Below are 17,761 nucleotides of genomic sequence, written 5' to 3'. Positions count from 1 at the left end.
CCCAAAAATGTATATAATAAACTAATATACCTCATTATATAAACAAATTACATACCACTTACAGGGTATAAAAGCTTGATTTATCAGCCCCGTTGTTACTATACTCGGTTTGAATTTCATTTCGGTAGGACCGTTCAACTTTTTTGACAAAAGCCAGTTTTTGCAACTGCTTCATCGTTTCCTCCAGCTTGCTCGCATGGACATACATGGCTGCATAATGTAACCTTTTGGAAATAAAATGCACACTTCCATAACGCTCCAAATGCTTATTCGCTGCTTTGAGATCTGTCACCCAAACAATAAGACCGCTTCGATCGGTTAACATCAGCATTACCTACTTTCTATAGAGTCAAATGAAAGGATGATTGACTGTGGACAACGGAAAATTGAATATTCACATCGTACGCGGTACGCTGACGGAAAGTCGGCACATCGTTCATCTCGCTGTGATGGATATCAACCGCAAGCTGATTGTCTCCGCGGGAGATTCCACTTTGTATACTTTTGCACGTTCAACTGCCAAGCTGCTCCAGGCTATTCCACTGCTGGAAGCTGGTGGAGCAGAGCGCTTACATCTTGATGATAAACAAATCACCTTATTATGCGCTTCCCACAATGGCGAGGATGAACACGCCAGATTGGTTGATCATACCCTGCATCAGCTGGATCTTGATGAATCCGCATTGTGCTGCGGGGTTCATGAACCGTTTCATGAACCTACAGCAGAACGTTTAAAGCAGGCCAACCAGCCACCCACTCCACTGCGCAATAATTGCTCAGGAAAGCATACAGGAATGCTGGCGTTAGCTCAAATAATGGGGGTGTCCAATCAATCCTATATAGAGATCAATCACCCTGTCCAGCAGCGCATGCTTCACGTTATCGCGGACATGAGCAGAATGATGCCAGAGCAGATAACTCTGGGCACAGACGGCTGTGGCGTTCCCGTATTTGCAATGCCTCTGGAAGCATTGGCATTTGCCTATGCGCAGCTGGGGGACCCTGTAAATCAGAGTGCCTCCCGCAGTGAAGCTTGCAACCGTATCATCGGGGCCATATCCAGAGAGCCTTATTATATCGCAGGGAGTGATCGATTCGACACTCGACTGATTGAGGTCACTAATGGACGTATCATTGGAAAAATGGGCGCTGAGGGCTTGTTCGCCCTCACCATACCCGAGAAGAGCTGGGGAATTGCGCTCAAGATTGAAGATGGTACCATACGAGCACTTTATCCAGCTGTCATGGAAACGTTAATTCAACTAAATCTGCTGCAGGAGCAGGAAATCGTGGCCTTGCATTCTTTTCATCGTCCAGCTATTAAGAACTGTCACGATCAAATCGTAGGCAGCATCCAACCGAATGCCCTGCTAAAATGGCATTAGGATTGAACCTCTCAAACGGAAAAAACGTGTATCATCTCTGATTCCTTAAATACTATGAATTAGCTGCAGCCTCCGCTGCAGCTTCCTCCTGTAGAGCAACTACCTGTTGAACAACTACCACCGCTTGTAAGCGGATCATTACTGGGTACTTTGATCGTATCCGAAACACTGTGCGCTATCGTTTGCGATATGGAATACAATAAATTGTCGAGTCTCTCCTCAGCTAGCTTAAACCTTCTAACGGACTCCAGGCTATCTAACTGATTTTGAATTTCCTGTACCTGACCCAATGCGGCATGGTAATCAGGATGAAAATGCCCAAATCTTTGGCACTCCTCAAACAACTCTTTCTTCTTGTCAAACTGACGTACCAATCCGCTTACCTGTGTATCCTGATCAATCCGCTGCTTCCAATATAGAAACTCCGCTGTCTCAGCGGAACTTTTTATCATGTCCCCCAAATCATACGCCTGCATGAGAATAGCAGACATGTCCAAGGTTTGCGCTTCTGTTACTGCCATCATCGCACCTGCCTTTTCGAATGTTTATGATTGTTGTACTCCCTACTATCATAACACACAAAAGGCCCTTATGCAGATCAATATTTCTCGTATATTCCTGGTACTATGATCCGCATTTCTTCACAATCACTGAAAAACAAGTTAATTTCATTTCCATGTGGCACCTCAAAGCCCGTTATCTTCCAGCTCGCATCAACTTCCTGAAGCGTTCTTGGAATGATTACTCGATCTATCCCGTTACCGCGGATCTGAAGCGATGTTTTCCATTCCATAGCCTTCAGCGTGATCTCCCTCCGGGTACTCGAATGGTATGTTCGATATTCCTTCATCCAAGCCGCTGGAACCGCACGAAGCTCTGGATACAGCTCTGCTAATGAGGGCATCTGAAGCTCCATTTCCAATTGGATAAAAGAATGGCGTGAATCCAGAAACCCTGTTCTATGGGCAAACTGTGGGTATACATCCATCTCAGGCGTGGCTAACTCCGATGTGTCCATTATTATGTCCTTATCGATTTCAAACACACCTGCCTTAAATCCAAGCTCTCCCGCCCACTGGTCTATTGTAAATTGCACATGTTCTGGAATACCATCAGCGGAATGTCGTTCAAGAAACGCAAGAATGTATTCGACTCGTCGCCCCGTTTGGATACCACGCTGTAAGCTCTTCTTGGTTATATGATAAAGGGACATTGAGTCCGTATATCGATGATCAGCCACGGCTGATAGCTCCCAGCGTACGGCAAACCCGACATTGGGCGGAACCAGCACTTCAAAGTCCGGCTGAATATACAAATATGGTTCCGACTCATCCTTGTTAACGACCGCAGCCAGAGGATGTTGACTCCAACGATAACAATGTGCCTGTTCCTGCCTACTAACGCCTTTTTCCAGCCAGCCGAACGCCAGTAATGGATCAAGCCAACCTACTTCTAATTGCTCCACAAGCATTTCATCATGGAGAACTGAGTTTAGCGGTATAACTTCACAATCCTTTAGCCATCTTAAAATATCATCTCCACTTATCCATTCCTCATTCGGCAGACGCTCCAACCAAAGAACTGCATGCTGCAGCCACGACTCTGCGGGGAACATCAGCTCCTTCCATAACAGGTACAGTCGTTTATTTTGCTCTGCTTCACTTGTGCACAGCCAGCGTCTGGTCTCCTCAGCCTGAAGCACAAGCTCCTCGTCCTGCTGCCGGACAATTTGCAGCCTGATCATGAAATCCAATATAACCGCAATTGATTCACTATACACATTCATATAAGCATACTTAATTCCGCATGCTTTGAATGTATCATCATTGAGGGGAAGCAGTTCTTTCCATTTATGCAAGGTTCTTTTGGACAATGTTCCGCTTTTCGTCAGTTTCATTTCATTCTGGCTCATACATACCATTGATTGAAATACATTGTGGACAAGCCCCGTTCCACCTTGATCTGTCAGCTCGATATCTTTATCTTTCATTCGTTCTTTTCTCATGGGTGCAAGATGTTCATCACCATTCTCAGATAACCTTTCTTGATCAGGATTCCACATAATCTGCTGCCACATCGCCAGCCCATCACGAGCCATAATGTACAGCTGCTCTCCCCACGATTTACGGAATGCGTATAGAAATCCCTTTTCAACAAGCAGCAGCAGCCCAACCCGAGCTTCAGCTCCAGACATTAAAGAATGCGTAATCCGCTCAAGCTTGGGCCAATCAAAGGGCTCACAGCCTACATGGGTGACAAGCAGCTGCAGCAGGCGGCGTTCCCTTTCGGACAAATGCCCGTATATCGACTTCATGATTTCGATATCGCTCCAAATGGTTACAAGTTGGTATCCTTGCTGAATCCATGGTGTATAAATGCGTTCGGTCTCCAGCTTTTTTATAAAACCCGGCTCCATTCGACCCAGATAATAAGATTGGTTCATAATCGAACGACCTCGGACTGCACGGATTGCCAGGACTGAATCCGGTAACGATACCCCTGCTCGACCAAAAACAACTGACGGTTCAGCGCGTAATCCTGCTCTTTGGTGTTATCTGAAACAATCGAGTAAAAAAAAGCCTCATTCCTATTTGCTTTGGGACGTAAAATCCGACCAAGCCGCTGCGCCTCCTCCTGCCGCGAGCCGAAACTGCCCGAAATTTGGATCGCAACCGCTGCATCCGGCAAATCGACAGCAAAGTTAGCCACCTTCGATACAATAAGAACCCTTATCTTACCATTTCTAAACTTTTCAAACAGCTCCTCACGTCTTTCCTGAGAAATCTCACCGTAAATCAAAGGAACCTGCAGGACATCAGATATTTGCTTGAGCTGTTCGATATATTGCCCGATAATAAGGACCTGTTCGGTCGAATGCCTCTTTAATAGTTCTTGAATAACGTCATATTTGGCGCTGTTCATGCTGGCCAATCTCATTTGCTGCCTCGGCCCTGAGACATCATAGCGTACCCTCTCGGCCTCAGTTAGCTCTACACGGATTTCAGAACAGTTTACAGATGCAATCCAGCCCTTGCCCTCCAGTTCCTTCCAAGGCATGTCGTATCGCTTGGGACCTACAAGTGAGAACACATCCTCTTCTCTGCCATCCTCCCGAATGAGGGTAGCTGTCAGCCCAAGCCTTCTTGTCGCTTGAATATTTGCAGTAACACGAAAGACAGGAGCCGGCAGCAGATGAACCTCATCATAGACGATCAATCCCCAGTCACGTTTATTGAACAGATCCATATGCACAAACAAATCATCCTTAGACTTCCGGTAAGTTAAAATTTGATAGGTGGCAATTGTAATCGGCCGAACCTGCTTGATCAAACCGCTATATTCCCCAACCATATCCTCCGTCACGTTCGTTTTATCTAGAATTTCCCGCTTCCATTGCTTGACCGATGTACTATTCGTCGTAAGAATCAAGGTAGCGCAATTAAGCTTACCCATTGCTGCAATACCTATGAGTGTCTTGCCCGCCCCGCAAGGCAGCACCAGCACGCCGCTTCCTCCAAGCGTACTACCCTCCTGGTAAAAGGAATCGACAGCAACCTGCTGGTAATCCCGCAATTCAAAAGACTGACCCTGTTGAGTGGAATGCTTTAGATTTATGGGCAGTTCTTCGCCACGAGAATAACCAGCCAAGTCCTGTACAGGGTAACCCAGCTTGATTAATTCCTGCTTCAGTACGCCCCGAAATGTCGAAGAGAATCGCAGTGTTCGCGAATCAATCTGACACAGACCATAGGAGCGAAGTGATCTATACGACACCATTTCTTTAATAGCATCCACATCATCAGAAACTAACAGCAGGTCCTCGCCCAAACTTTCTATCCGCACTAACCCGTAACGTTCAACGAATCTCCGAATATCCTGCTTAACATGCACAGATACGCCGAATTTTGCATACTTCTCCAGAAACTCAACGATTTCCGCTGTCGTCATCCCGGCCGCTGCCGCATTCCATAGAGATAGCGCAGACATCCGGTAGGTGTGAATCGCTCCTGGAGTCTTCACCAAATCGGCAAACCGGGTCAACACAATTCGGACCTGTTCCGAATCAGGATGACGTGCTTCAAGAAGCACCGTAAAATCGTTTTGCACAACTAGCGGCTTTTTCGAATCTATCTTCATGTGTTCCCTCCTAAGGGTTTTCCTTCGGAAAGCCCACTTCGTAAGCATCTACTGGGCTTCCTCCGGAAAGCCAGCTACGCAAGCGTCTATCGGGCTTTCAGCAGGAAAGTTTATACTGCTTTTACGTCCATCTGGCTTTCGTTTGCAAAGCCTATCTCATCTAGTATGAAAAAAAAGGGAATAAAATAAACATCTTTTCTCTTTACAAGCAATTTCTTCAGGCTCTACAATGAGGAACAGAGCAGAATTAGATAAATACGAGCTGCATAGGGGGACTCATGAGACAACGATCAATCATACTGGCTCTATTACTTTGTTTTATCCTCATCACAGGATGCCAGCAGCAAGAGCAAGCGGCCTCTTCCAAGCAAAATCGTCAGCAAGTTAAAATCGAACGCGTGGTTGATGGCGATACACTGGAGATTCAGCTGAACGGCAAGAAAGAGAAATTAAGACTGATTGGCATCGACACGCCCGAGTTATTTCCATAAAATTGAACATAATTATTTTGTACATAATCAATAATGAACATTTTAATATAAACACCAGAGAATTCAAGTATCTCTGGTGTTTTCCCTTTTCAATCACTCTTGTATGTATTGTACAAAAATATTAGAAATGATATTATGGAAAAAGATAGGTGTAGATTAATATTTTTATATACTGAACTGTACATAAACACATGTGATTTCACCTGAAATACACCTGTATACAACAACAGATAAATAATGATTGTTTCAAGGAGGGACGTATCTTGGACAAGCGAACAGCTATAACCATGAATTATCAGATTGCAACGTTAAATTATCCCACTATTGAAAGTATTAATTTACTATTGCCTCTAACTTACCTCAGAATATTGGAACTATTGCTTCTACTTCGACAATACAACAAACCGATTAAATCACCTTATAATTTTTTAAAGATAGCTGTTGAAGAAAATTGGACACCAGAGAGTATACCAAAGCCAATTAATCAAAAAGTACAAAACATTAAATAACGTTTTTATGAAAAAAAGGGGTACACTCCCAATGAAGCTCGGTTGAAAGCATTACAAAACCAACCCCAACTGGAGGATTTAGGTGACAATTGAAACAGACGACTCTAAAATAATTTCTTTTGTTCAGAATGGCCAGGATATCAAATTCATTATTAAATCAGTTTGGGTTGATTGGATGAAAATGAAGAACGGCGAAGAGATTAAGAAGAAATTTTGTGTGGTTTGCGTGAAGAATTCCTCTGGATTAGAGGTTATTCACCCATTATCTGATTTTATTCTAAGCAACTGGAGTGGAAGAAATTACAACACTCAAAGGAAACATGCAGTAAACATTGTAGCTTTTCTAAATTACCTACTAGAATACAGAAGAAATCTTAACATTAAATCATTAACCGAGCTTGAATTTAAGCAGGGTAATTATTATCTAAATGAATTGACAAAAAAGTGTTTAGATAGGGGTACCGTTGTATCTTACGAAAGAACTCTGACACACTTTTATCTTTATCTATCAAGAAAAGAATGTACAAAACACATTTCAGAAAAAAACTTTGTAAAAAAAACAAATCACCGCGGCGGTTTTTATTATGAATCCCCTTTTAATGTTGAATATCCAAGTAGACGTATTTCTGATATTGAACATTATTTCCCTCCACAATATTTGCCGCTTTTGTTTGAGATTGCAATCTCCGTTGCACAGCCAATAGTTCTAGGATTGTATTTACAAATTTTCGGAGGGCTTCGTGTTGGTGAAGTAGTTAATATCAAGCGTTCAGAAATTAAACGAAAAGTTGCAAATGGCGATATTTTGATAAAGGTAAGAACTAATAACCTGAGAACTGATCTGAATGACACGGCTGGTACAAACGAGGTTAAAACGCAACGTTCGCAGAAAGCATTTCAAATTTATGATTGGTTTGACACTTTATATAAAGACCATATTGCAATATACAAAGATTCTGATGGTTCTGGAGCATTGTTTGTAAATAGAGATGGCAAAGCAATGACAGATAGAAGTTACCGCCAATATTTCGATAAATTGAAAAGAGAGTTTATCCATTCTTTGCGCGAAGACTTCGGTGTTGAAGGAAAAATTTTGGCTAATCATTTAAGTGCCATGAAATGGTCAACCCATATCGGTAGAGGAACTTTTACAAATCTAGTTGCCGAACATGCAGATAATCCATTTGAAATTGCTGAAAGTCGTGGTGATAAAGATTTAGCCATTGCTTTAACCTATTTATCCAGAACTGGACGTTATCGAAAGAAACTAGAGACTCAACTCCAAAGTATGCATGAAAACTATATTCCAAGATTGGTTGAAAATCAGAAAGATCAATGAAGGAGTAACTACATTTTGACATTCAAAGATAATGATGAATTTATATCGGTAAGAGAATTAGCTAAATTAATATACGCATCTGATATCAGCGTTTATCAACTTATTAGAGAAGGAAATTTAAAAACAGGTATATTTACTACAAACGGTACCATTCTTGTGTCCAAGTCTGCTGTTCCTAAAATCAAGCAAGAACTTGGATTGCCCGAAAATTTTCACCCTTATGATTACTATACTACCGAAGATCTAGCAACTCTCTTTGATGTTCATAGAACCACTCCAAACAAATGGATACATAAAGGAATTATTAGCAATGCAATTCTTTGGATGGGTCAGCATTATGTTCCAAAAACAGAATTAGAAAAACTCAAAAAAACTCTTGGTTATAATGATGATTATGATCCTCAAAAACATTTTTCACTCGAACGAATGGCTGAAATTATATCACAGCCTACAGTTACGAGTAAAACCCTCTCTAAGTGGGTTACAAGAGGAATAATAACAGAGTATATAACACATCTGGGGCTATATTACCTTACCGAAGAATCAGTTTCAATGATAACATTTGGGGTCCCTGATGATTATGTTACCATTGAGGAAGCTGCAACAAGATTTTCTGCTTCAACTAATTTGATAAAACAATGGGCTAGGGATGGAAAATTAAAGGGGGAATTGTTCAGAGATGGTGCTAATAATAATAGGCAAAAACTTTTTATTCACAAAGACTCGATCGTCAGTTTCCTACACAGTATTATTGCAATTGAACGCATAAGTACAGATCCAACTAACCTTACGATCGAAGAAACCTGCAAAAGATTAAACCTTCATAAAGCTACCGTAAGGCGTTTTATACGTAATGGAATTTTTCCAAACGCTTTTAAGTTAAATAAGATGTACTTGATATATATAAACGATATCTTACATTATGAAAACCAACTTGCAGAAGAAAAAAATAAACATTACGGTAAGGTAGAAGCAATTCAAGACATCGATAAAAAAATTAACGTTATTCCAATTCCTACATATCTAAAAGTAACGAAGCAACATTACCTCAATTATTGTAAAATTCAAGTTAATAAAGCGCGCGGGAACGCTTCATTACCCCAACGATTGATGTATGAGCTTAGTTCAACTTTCAAACTGATCATAGCAGCTTTGCCAAATCAAATAGAGAAATTGACGGATAATAATCGAAATGAAATAGTGAAAAATGATGAGATACCAACACATTATCGAAAAAGGTTCCTGCATTTTTACCGTTACTGCTCCGGATTCTTAGATATGGCTTCAAAAACAGATATTTTTATTACAAAAAAGGATAAAGATCAAGAGATTAAAGATATTTACACTCCTGAAATGTATGAAAAGTATATAAACCATGTAAAACAAGTAAAAGTACACATTCCTTATGCAATTAAAGGCAAGAGTTATTGTCATATGTGGTTGTATACAATAATGCTACTAACGGATGCGTGGAGACCTACAGATATCGTAACTCAATTACCACATATTGATATCGAGGAAATTGGTATTACTCAATATAATTGGTTTGAAAACAATTCAATCTCCCCGATACAATGTCAAAAAATTATTTCTCAAGTTTATCTGAAAACAAAAAATTTAGAGGTAAGTAAGACTGGAGCGTTACTTAATTTTATTGTTCAACCAGATATGGTGGAATGCATGGCGACAGCTTTGGTGATATCGGAATTACATCGGCGCGAATACAAAGATGAAGTACTATTGAGAACATTTCTTGTTGGGCGACCGCCAAATGTATCTTCACCTAATAAAAAGCATTTGAACTTCTTTAACCAATGCTCTGAACTCAGAGAATTCAGCGCTCATAAACTAATTAGAAGCACAATGACATATTTATTTTACTCTACTGTCGAAGATGACGGCGAAAATGCTGAAATTGCAATCGAATTATTGCAACGAATGAGGTCACATGAGTCACCGAACACCGCAGCAATTTATGTATCACTCACAAATAAAGACGGATCAATTAACAGAGTATCGTTAAACTTATTTAAACGTGGACACTTCGGTTGGCTGTACAATTATCTTATATCAACTGTATTTGAAAAACATAATATATCAACTAACCTGGAAGAGCGAACAAAAATAATTCAAGAGCTAAGAAACGAAATGACTCCAACAGAAGTTGAAAATTGGGCAATGTACTTCGCTACAAATGTTATTGGCACATTAATCTCAAAAAAAACACTTGATACCACAACCACAGAAACTTTTCCGAAAACATTAGAAGATTGGGTTTTATACGTAAAACGGAATATGAAGAAAAAGAAATCAATTGTACTTGAATTGACGAAAGTGCCAGAAGACATTCTCATAAGCCTATTAAAAAAAATCTTCAGAGGTGAACTGCCAGCAAAAACAGAGCATGGGCAGTGTTTAACGTATCCAGAATGTAGTAAACCTAAACTAACCTCTTGCTTCTCATGTGAATACTTTATACCGCAATCTTTCGTACTATATGAGGGTGTCAACGAGTTTCGACGATTGATAGAGTCAATAAAAAACAGCAAATATGACGCTATTATTGAAAGGGATTCTGAATTCATCAAAAATATACTCGTAATTTTTCAGGAAGCGATGGAAACTTTCGGTTATCAATATGTTGAAGGATTTATCACTAAAAAAGAGATTAACGAGATGATATTAGATGTTGTGGAGAATTTACGTCTTTAGTATAGGGGGCCCAGATGCAAATCCGAAAAACCGTTGCCAACTTAAATGAAATCCATAGGATAGACGTTATGGAAGAGGTAATTTTTAACAAAGAAGACATGCAATCTTTTCTCCAAGCATTCCAATCATTAAAAAACATAGAATTATTAAGTGCTGATTCTTTCGATGACATTATTTGGTATTTTCCTTGCGATGTTTATTTAAAAGATTTCAAATTTGAATTTAATGTTGAAATATATCGTAATATTAATCTCGCTTTAAAGGAATATGTCTTGATCAAAAGAATTTCCGGAACTACGGCAGCTGTACTTTATCAACATCTTAACGTACTCAAAAAAGTTATCCTCCTTACAGAAGGATTAATCAACATTGCTGAACTTAAGAATCATTTTGCAAATATATCAAAAGAAAAAGCATGGTTTGATGCAAGAATTATAAAGACATTCGTTGAATTTTTTAAACCGCCTCTATATAGCGCACTTCTTGAAATTTGCACAAATGTCCCTAAACAAAAGTATGGTAATCGAGAGTTACCTGATTTCCAAGATGTGTTGCTTTTTGACGATATCATTGAACGTTTTTTCACAAGCTTTGATATTGAACAAACCATGCCCTATCTGCCAATTATGATATGGTGGAAACTAACAAATATAATACCTTTACGACCATACGATTTTTTTATATTAAAAAAAGATTGCCTTGAGGTCAAACAGGACAATTCATATTGGTTAAAATTGAATAGATCAAAGAATCGTGTCTATTCTCCCGAGATGAAATCATTAATTCCAGACACTATTCAAATTGATAACATGATGTATGATTTGATTTCTAATCATAAGTTCCGATTAGAACAATTGGGAATAGAATCGGAGTTTCTATTACCTTACGAATACTACAATCATTTTTTAAAGGTTAAGAAAAAATCAAATAACGACGTTAGGATTGGTCATCATCAATTTGCTAAACTATTAAAGAGATTTTATGAGAATATAGTCCGAGGACTGTATAACGAGGAAATTGACAAAATTACAGCTGGAGACACTCGACACTTTGCAATCATCAATATGTTTCTTCAAGGATTTAATGCGTTGTCTATTGCTAGAATGGCTGGACATGAAAAGCTAGAACAACAGAGAGATTATTTTTCACACGCCACTCATTTCGCACAATCCTATATATATCATATGGCCCAACAACGGCTTTTGGAAGGGAAAATTTGCAAACCCTTTTCTTCTGGGATCATCGGGTGGAGACGTGAGGTAGTTGATAAAGGCAGAATTACGACGATAACCGATCAAAGGAAGGTTGAATATGGCTTTTGTAATGACCGCGATATAGACTTTCCCAAAAACTGTGCTGAAGATTGCCGCGTCTGTCCTCTATATATATTTAAACCCGCCATAAATCAATATGAAGATGGAATTCATTGGTTACAAAACTATTCCAGTTTACTCGACCAGAAAATTGCTGAAACGCTTGAGTTCATGCAACATATAAGTAAAACATTGAATAAAGCGATACGCAGATCCGCACCTGAATCAACTCTGAAGTATCTTGGTAGTAAATTAAGCACTTTTATGGAGAATAAATCGATTATTGATTCAAAATTAATGGAGTTGAAAATGTATGAGGAAGAAAGCAAGCAAAATTAATTCAAACAAAGAGAAGAAAATAGTGACCAGTTCTAAAGGACCTGGTAGGAATAAAAATAAAACTGATGAGGATTTAAAACAAATCGCTTTAGATGTAAAAAACAAATACAATGGTAGAAGGCTAACATATTTGTTTTTAGAATCAGAAACAGGCATCGGAAGGCAAATATGGAGTAGACGAATGGCAGAAACAATCAAGGAATTAAATTCTCCACCTCCGAGACAAATCGAACTTATGGATTCCGATGAAGTATATTTTCCGAATATCCAGCATTTGTTTGATGTTTATGGTAATAATCCAAAGAAAATTATCCAAGAGTTACAATGTGTTCAAGATACATTCTATGAATTATACGATAAGTATACTTTTTATAAAAGAGAAATGGATAAAATGAAGGATTATAAAACTGAATTGGAAAGTAAGATAAATAAATTAAGCGAAGCCAACTATTATAAACAACGTTATTACAGCATCGTGGTTTCCAGTACATTTCCACATCTTAGAACTGAATTAGGCATCACCGATAATTTGCTTGCCTTTGATAAGAATATTAAGCAAAACACGAGTTTAACCAATCTTGATGTGTTCTTTATGAATAATGAAAACGAAGCAGCAGTAACTTCTGAACCCTTATCCAAAAAGCGAGAAAATAATTTATCTATTCTAAAAAAGTTGGCACCAGATGTTTTGGGTTCTGATGACACACTAGACGAGTAATGAATACTGTCTATAACGCATTTTATTATTCTTTTTAGGATTTTTTAGGCACTGGAGGTAATACCCGTACTAAAGACACCAAAAAGGGTTTATATCGCCATTTAAAATCTTTAGACAACATACAGTTCACCGTTTCTTCAGACTGGAGTGATTGACATGGAAATAGTTTCCGAAGTATTTGAATCAATGATAATAAAAATAGAAAAATGGGATCAGTGTATAGCCGCAGACGTATCAGGTGCAAAACTTACTTTCTCCTTTATACCTTCAGGATTAGGCAAAGTTGCCAAAGTACATTGCAGCAATTGTAATAGAGACAATGGATATTACTGAAGATTGGGGCTAGTTTAGTTATCCGTGAAAATGTGGTATAACGGAGTAACAAATTCGAGAAAATTTATTTAGGATACGTATGTACTATTCCATTAATTAAAAAACGCCTTGAAAACTGCATCGGCGGAAATAATAGAGGAGTTATGATGAAGTATCATTTTCTATACATTTTGCTCATTGCCATCCTCCTGACAGGTTGTTCAAAAGATGGCAATCAAACATCTCTCAATAGTGATGTTTTTGTTGCTCAAATTATCAGCAAATATCCTCAATTTAAGAATAAACAGTACGAATTTGCTACCATAAAACGCATCGTAGATGGTGACACTTATGAGACTAATTCTGGCCATAAAATCCGATTGATTGGTGTAAACACACCTGAAGTTTTTGGTGAAACGCAATATTACGGTCGTGAAGCAAGTGATTTCAGTAAAAAACGACTGGAGAACCAGACAGTGTATTTGTTTAGGGACGTGAGCGAAACGGATAGATATGGTCGAGTCCTTAGATACTTATTCATTCAAAATGATCCTGTCATGTTTAACGAAACCCTGCTTAATGAAGGCTACGCAAATACAATGAGCGTTCCTCCGGATGTTATGTTTGCAAAGAAATTTGTGGTCCTGGAACGTCAAGCACGAGAAAACCGAATAGGAATATGGGAGAAATCGGATGCTCAAGCATGCAAAAAACCTGAGATTAAAGGAAATATTAATACTCAGAAAGATAAAATTTACCATCTACCTGGAGGAAAATATTACGATCAAACGAAAGCTGAGGAAGTATTTTGCACTGAGGCCGAAGCAATTGATGCCGGTTATCGAAAATCATCTCAATAAAGCATAATGATCGCTGTTTACTACTATGAAACAATTTGATATACTCTATTTAATCCGAAAGCATCGGTCAAAAAGACCTCCAAGCGAAAGCATCGCTGGAGGTCTTTTTATGTTAAGTTATAACCCCTTATCTTATTAATCTCAAGTGATATGCTTCGTCTATAAAGGGTTTAATTTGCTCAAGATTATCTACCCATTCTAATCGTATGTATGCTTCTCCATGAGTAGCTCTCTCGTGATCCGTATCCTCATATTTATGTTTCAACAAAGCATCTAATTCCTTTTGCATTTCCTTTGCCCTCTCAGTATGATGTCTTTTTCCTAGTTGAAGGGCAAAGCAAACGTTCCGAGCCTTAGTCATGGAAGCGAATTTATAATATCCTTTACTACTGATGTAACCTATACAATCAGTCCGTATGCCAGCTTTGTATCTATCGTGATAATCCTCAACTTCATCTTTAAAATGACTCTTGTTATAAATATATTCATTAATTTCTTTTGCTAAATTTCTTGCTTTTTGTGTTTTAAATAAACTAAAAAAGTACTCCTTTGATTTACTTGGAAAGCCGACAGAATTATCATTACAAAATTGTTCAAACTGATCCAATAAGAAAGATGTTTTCACATCATTTGTGGACTTAAAGTATTCAAATTGAATGTTAAAAAACTCTTTTATTTCTTTCCAAAGGATAAGAACAGGCTGATCATCAACAATTTGTCCCTTAGCAAATGTTTTTTTATGTCCTTCTAATTGAGGGGCATACAATTGGTCTGTTCCTGTTTTTGTTTCAATAAGAATAGAAATTGAATCAGTTAATATCGCACCATCTGGTCTTGTGTTATTGTTGTATTCTGATTTTGTATCAATTAGATCCATTGTTTCAGCAATTCCTATAACTAACGCTCTTGGGGTTGTTTCTTTCAACTTTCTTCCTACTTCATAGAGGTAATTAAAGGTATGACCATTATTATTACAATCAATGAATGTTCTAATAAAATTTAACGTTAACAGGTCATTCGAGTGTTCTAAAACATTTATTAACGCTTTTTTCACATTGTTTTCAATCTGTTTAGTACCAATATTTACCCCATTGTCTTTTTTTATTTGACCGCGATAATAGTTAAAAATATTACTGTATTCCATCAACTCACACCTTTTAATTAAATACCGCAATTAGATAAGCTCTTCATTATTCTACCATTATTCGTGTGATGAATAGTAGGAGAGATTGTGAAAGAATTACTTAAGCTAAACCTACGAAATCGAAAAATTCTGACGTCCTTCACTTATGAAGTATCGCCGTTTAATCCGCCTCAATCTTTTCAACAACGATTTGAAGCTCACCCTTATACTGCTGCACTTTCCCAGTTATTTAACAATGCTGTCCCTCACTTATAAAAGGTTCCGTCGTATTCTTAAAAACACCGCAACAACGCTTCCAGAACTGTCTTAAATCGTCAAAAACTTTGTGCCATTTTGCTCATCAAATATAAATTTATGGACCACCCCTTGAACAGTCACACTTTGGCCCTCGTAACGACTAAGACCGTTAACCTGAAAAATTTGCTAACTGGTTTCCTGAGTCCTCTGCTGAATAAACACAACAATTCCAGCAATTAAGATAATAGCTTGAAGTGTACCGAAAAGAGAGAGGTTGTATGATTTTCGAACATCAGTGATGGCCGGAGCTGTTTGAGTAGATACTGACACTCTGCCTTACTCTCTCTAATACCAATTTCACTGATCTTTTGATCAAGTTCCTGGAATTTCGATTCAATTTCCAATTTCAAAATGCTTGATTCGGAAGCGACTTGTTCCCTGAACTGCACGATCTTTAGATTGCCGTCGATTGCATTTTTCGGCATCGATCTTTGGAATTTCGCGGCCGCACGTACTCTTCCCACCAATCCAGTCTCCATTTCGTCTACTGTCATATGGTGTTTCCAGTAATCCGGTTCCCCTTGTAAATGGCGGGATTCTTCTTCAATCTCTTTGCGAGTAAATCCGGCATGTATTACGAGATACCCAATCGGTGCTTTTCCGTTGAAGTAATGAGGAAACTCTCTCTCCAAAAAGTGCAAAAGCCCTTCGACATGCGTTTTTGCTTGCTGAATGGAATTAATCGTAATATCATTTCGGTACATAATCAGCCCATTCAAATGCGCATTCTTAATAGACCCAATCGAGTAATTTTTCACTTCAACGATTCGTATACCGTATTGTGGAGACAGTATAAGGAGGTCGGGTTCATACTTTCCAATCTTTGTGAATACCATGACGGTTGTATCCTCAGGAAGAAAGCCTATTAACTTCTGAGTAACATAACCTCTCCTAATTGTCCCTTTCGTTGATTAGGAGTAACAATGTGGTTTCGGGTTAGCGGTTTACCTATGTAAATAGCCATGAAGTTTCCCCCTAAAGCCTTCTAAAATCAACCAAACGTGCTGCTATAAATTTCATGCTCAAAAGTAGCATCATTTCTTCGCTGACGTGTTCTTGAGTGTGCTTGTCGAGATGCTCTGCCTCGCAAATATTCGTAACTGTCCCCATAATGATATTAACTGTTCCCTTGCTCATGGACGCATCACATTCCATGGGATTAATTCTATTAATGTATCTACGCCAGATGTACCAAATGGGAACACATTCTCCTTGCGAATGGATGCAAGATTGACGTATCCTATCGGATCCAATACATCCGGCCAACTCGTATCATGCCATTTATAAAGAAACAACCTTCCACCATCTGTAGTCACAATTCGGGTACAATTCTTAAGCGGTAGTGACTCGATGTAGGCTTTGGCTTGTTTATACGCCGGCTCCAGCGAGGATCCTCTGCCTTTAGTTTCGCAAACCATAGTACAGTTGTCGTAGTCCTTTTCTGATACTGGTGGCCGATTAAAAAAAGCAATATCTACCCTGTTCCATTCAATTGGCATTAACTGCTCGGACCATCCCAGACCAAGCATCAAAGGTGTAATCATATGTGCAACGATTTCAAGTTCCGAAGGACGCTTCCGGTCTGCCTGGTTTTCATACCATTTGGAAAGTCGCCGAATCCGTTCCATGGCCTGAACAACCCGTTCTACCGAGTCATTTGCCAAGCCCGCTGCGAATAACTCTTCGCCAATATCTCTGGACGATAGCTCTCTGGCATCAAGTTTCGGTAGGAGCTTCAATTCTCTATTTGGGAACATGACTCCTTGGAGTAATGCCCTGATTCTTTCTTCATGTACCCTTGTGAATGTTCTTTGCTGTTTGTAGTTATCGAACAAATTCTTTATAACAGTTTGCTCAGGGATCAAGAGGGAAACAAGACTTTCCTCCCATTGAACTCGGCGACAATGTCCGAATCCCACCCTAACACATCACCAAAAGATTCATCCCACTGGTACTCATCATTTGGTGGATCCGGGATCTTGCCAATGGCAATCACACGCTTCCCTTTACGAAGCAGTACAACGTCCCCAGAGATCGGTCCGGAATGAAAGTTTGCAATTTGATCAACGATACCTTTTTCAACATTGCTTACATAATAGCGATCTTTACCTTCACCAAAATGACCCAGTCCACCAGGACTAATCAGCATGACATCGTGCATTAGAAAAAGATTAGAACAATCCCTTGCGCCATCTCCCGCGGCAA

18 protein-coding genes are annotated in these 17,761 nt (G+C 39.0%); 9 read left to right on the top strand and 9 right to left on the bottom strand.

What is annotated here, in order from left to right; translation table 11 throughout:
- Positions 1-58 precede the first annotated feature (58 nt).
- Positions 59-325, bottom strand: coding sequence for a YlbG family protein (locus BK127_RS17495; RefSeq protein WP_076233005.1), 267 nt, complete (start codon positions 323-325; stop codon positions 59-61).
- Between the two features lie 46 nt (positions 326-371).
- Between BK127_RS17495 and BK127_RS17490 the strand changes: the two genes are divergently transcribed.
- Positions 372-1,385, top strand: a complete 1,014-nt coding sequence (locus BK127_RS17490; protein ID WP_076232552.1) for an asparaginase — start codon at positions 372-374, stop codon at positions 1,383-1,385.
- 59 nt (positions 1,386-1,444) lie between these two features.
- On the opposite strand, the gene BK127_RS17485 is transcribed toward BK127_RS17490, so the two are convergent.
- From BK127_RS17485 to BK127_RS17475, 3 genes are all read right to left on the bottom strand, one after another.
- A complete protein-coding gene (locus tag BK127_RS17485) occupies positions 1,445-1,906 on the bottom strand; it encodes a YlbF/YmcA family competence regulator (protein WP_076233004.1) in 462 nt (153 codons plus the stop codon).
- 77 nt (positions 1,907-1,983) lie between these two features.
- Positions 1,984-3,828, bottom strand: a complete 1,845-nt coding sequence (locus BK127_RS17480) for a helicase-associated domain-containing protein (protein WP_076232549.1) — start codon at positions 3,826-3,828, stop codon at positions 1,984-1,986.
- Positions 3,825-5,522, bottom strand: coding sequence for a DNA repair helicase XPB (locus tag BK127_RS17475; protein WP_076232546.1), 1,698 nt, complete (start codon positions 5,520-5,522; stop codon positions 3,825-3,827). The genes BK127_RS17480 and BK127_RS17475 overlap by 4 nt, the downstream gene beginning before the upstream one ends.
- A 278-nt stretch (positions 5,523-5,800) precedes the next feature.
- Between BK127_RS17475 and BK127_RS17470 the strand changes: the two genes are divergently transcribed.
- The 8 genes from BK127_RS17470 to BK127_RS17440 all read left to right on the top strand — a co-directional run bounded on the left by BK127_RS17470 (position 5,801) and on the right by BK127_RS17440 (position 14,115).
- On the top strand, positions 5,801-6,013 hold the full coding sequence (locus BK127_RS17470; RefSeq protein WP_076232543.1) for a thermonuclease family protein: 213 nt from the start codon (positions 5,801-5,803) through the stop codon (positions 6,011-6,013).
- 263 nt (positions 6,014-6,276) lie between these two features.
- Positions 6,277-6,522 carry a hypothetical protein gene (locus BK127_RS17465; protein ID WP_076232541.1) on the top strand — a complete coding sequence of 82 codons (246 nt, stop codon included), beginning with the start codon at positions 6,277-6,279 and terminating at the stop codon, positions 6,520-6,522.
- Between the two features lie 82 nt (positions 6,523-6,604).
- A complete protein-coding gene (locus BK127_RS17460; protein WP_256711357.1) occupies positions 6,605-7,861 on the top strand; it encodes a site-specific integrase in 1,257 nt (418 codons plus the stop codon).
- Positions 7,862-7,876: 15 nt separating this feature from the next.
- Positions 7,877-10,573, top strand: coding sequence for a helix-turn-helix domain-containing protein (locus tag BK127_RS17455; protein ID WP_076232539.1), 2,697 nt, complete (start codon positions 7,877-7,879; stop codon positions 10,571-10,573).
- 14 nt (positions 10,574-10,587) lie between these two features.
- The gene (locus BK127_RS17450; protein WP_076232537.1) at positions 10,588-12,225 is read left to right on the top strand and encodes a hypothetical protein; all 1,638 of its coding nucleotides are present in this window, start codon (positions 10,588-10,590) and stop codon (positions 12,223-12,225) included.
- Positions 12,200-12,943 carry a hypothetical protein gene (locus BK127_RS17445; RefSeq protein WP_076232535.1) on the top strand — a complete coding sequence of 248 codons (744 nt, stop codon included), beginning with the start codon at positions 12,200-12,202 and terminating at the stop codon, positions 12,941-12,943. The genes BK127_RS17450 and BK127_RS17445 overlap by 26 nt, the downstream gene beginning before the upstream one ends.
- Before the next feature lie 156 nt (positions 12,944-13,099).
- Positions 13,100-13,276 (top strand): hypothetical protein, encoded by a 177-nt coding sequence (locus BK127_RS43740; protein WP_179097523.1) that lies wholly within the window; start codon positions 13,100-13,102, stop codon positions 13,274-13,276.
- Positions 13,277-13,422: 146 nt separating this feature from the next.
- Positions 13,423-14,115, top strand: coding sequence for a thermonuclease family protein (locus BK127_RS17440; protein ID WP_076232532.1), 693 nt, complete (start codon positions 13,423-13,425; stop codon positions 14,113-14,115).
- A 127-nt stretch (positions 14,116-14,242) separates the two neighbouring features.
- Here the strand turns inward: BK127_RS17440 and BK127_RS44820 are convergent, their stop codons facing one another.
- The 5 genes from BK127_RS44820 to BK127_RS17420 form a co-directional block, all read right to left on the bottom strand.
- Positions 14,243-15,259 (bottom strand): hypothetical protein, encoded by a 1,017-nt coding sequence (locus tag BK127_RS44820; RefSeq protein WP_256711356.1) that lies wholly within the window; start codon positions 15,257-15,259, stop codon positions 14,243-14,245.
- A gap of 473 nt (positions 15,260-15,732) precedes the next feature.
- A complete protein-coding gene (locus BK127_RS17430; RefSeq protein ID WP_076232529.1) occupies positions 15,733-16,392 on the bottom strand; it encodes a nuclease-related domain-containing protein in 660 nt (219 codons plus the stop codon).
- 139 nt (positions 16,393-16,531) lie between these two features.
- Positions 16,532-16,693, bottom strand: coding sequence for a hypothetical protein (locus BK127_RS43735; protein WP_179097522.1), 162 nt, complete (start codon positions 16,691-16,693; stop codon positions 16,532-16,534).
- Entirely contained in the window at positions 16,690-17,313 is a 624-nt protein-coding gene (locus BK127_RS17425; RefSeq protein WP_144026490.1) for a hypothetical protein, read from the bottom strand. Before BK127_RS17425 ends, BK127_RS43735 begins: the two co-directional genes overlap by 4 nt.
- Before the next feature lie 104 nt (positions 17,314-17,417).
- Positions 17,418-17,717: a hypothetical protein gene (locus tag BK127_RS17420; protein ID WP_179097521.1), complete on the bottom strand. Its 300-nt coding sequence runs from the start codon at positions 17,715-17,717 to the stop codon at positions 17,418-17,420.
- Positions 17,718-17,761 lie beyond the last annotated feature (44 nt).

Source organism: Paenibacillus sp. FSL H7-0331, assembly GCF_001956045.1.
This window is presented reverse-complemented; position numbering and strand designations above follow the sequence as displayed.

Coding starts and splice junctions, on each gene's coding strand:
- BK127_RS17430 (WP_076232529.1), bottom strand. CDS start 16,392: ATGGTATTCACAAAGATTGGAAAGTATGAACCCGACCTCCTTATACTG.
- BK127_RS17445 (WP_076232535.1), top strand. CDS start 12,200: ATGAGGAAGAAAGCAAGCAAAATTAATTCAAACAAAGAGAAGAAAATA.
- BK127_RS17440 (WP_076232532.1), top strand. CDS start 13,423: ATGAAGTATCATTTTCTATACATTTTGCTCATTGCCATCCTCCTGACA.
- BK127_RS17450 (WP_076232537.1), top strand. CDS start 10,588: ATGCAAATCCGAAAAACCGTTGCCAACTTAAATGAAATCCATAGGATA.
- BK127_RS43740 (WP_179097523.1), top strand. CDS start 13,100: ATGGAAATAGTTTCCGAAGTATTTGAATCAATGATAATAAAAATAGAA.
- BK127_RS17475 (WP_076232546.1), bottom strand. CDS start 5,522: ATGAAGATAGATTCGAAAAAGCCGCTAGTTGTGCAAAACGATTTTACG.
- BK127_RS17425 (WP_144026490.1), bottom strand. CDS start 17,313: ATGTTCCCAAATAGAGAATTGAAGCTCCTACCGAAACTTGATGCCAGA.
- BK127_RS43735 (WP_179097522.1), bottom strand. CDS start 16,693: ATGAGCAAGGGAACAGTTAATATCATTATGGGGACAGTTACGAATATT.
- BK127_RS17420 (WP_179097521.1), bottom strand. CDS start 17,717: ATGCACGATGTCATGCTGATTAGTCCTGGTGGACTGGGTCATTTTGGT.
- BK127_RS17495 (WP_076233005.1), bottom strand. CDS start 325: ATGTTAACCGATCGAAGCGGTCTTATTGTTTGGGTGACAGATCTCAAA.
- BK127_RS44820 (WP_256711356.1), bottom strand. CDS start 15,259: ATGGAATACAGTAATATTTTTAACTATTATCGCGGTCAAATAAAAAAA.
- BK127_RS17480 (WP_076232549.1), bottom strand. CDS start 3,828: ATGAACCAATCTTATTATCTGGGTCGAATGGAGCCGGGTTTTATAAAA.
- BK127_RS17470 (WP_076232543.1), top strand. CDS start 5,801: ATGAGACAACGATCAATCATACTGGCTCTATTACTTTGTTTTATCCTC.
- BK127_RS17485 (WP_076233004.1), bottom strand. CDS start 1,906: ATGGCAGTAACAGAAGCGCAAACCTTGGACATGTCTGCTATTCTCATG.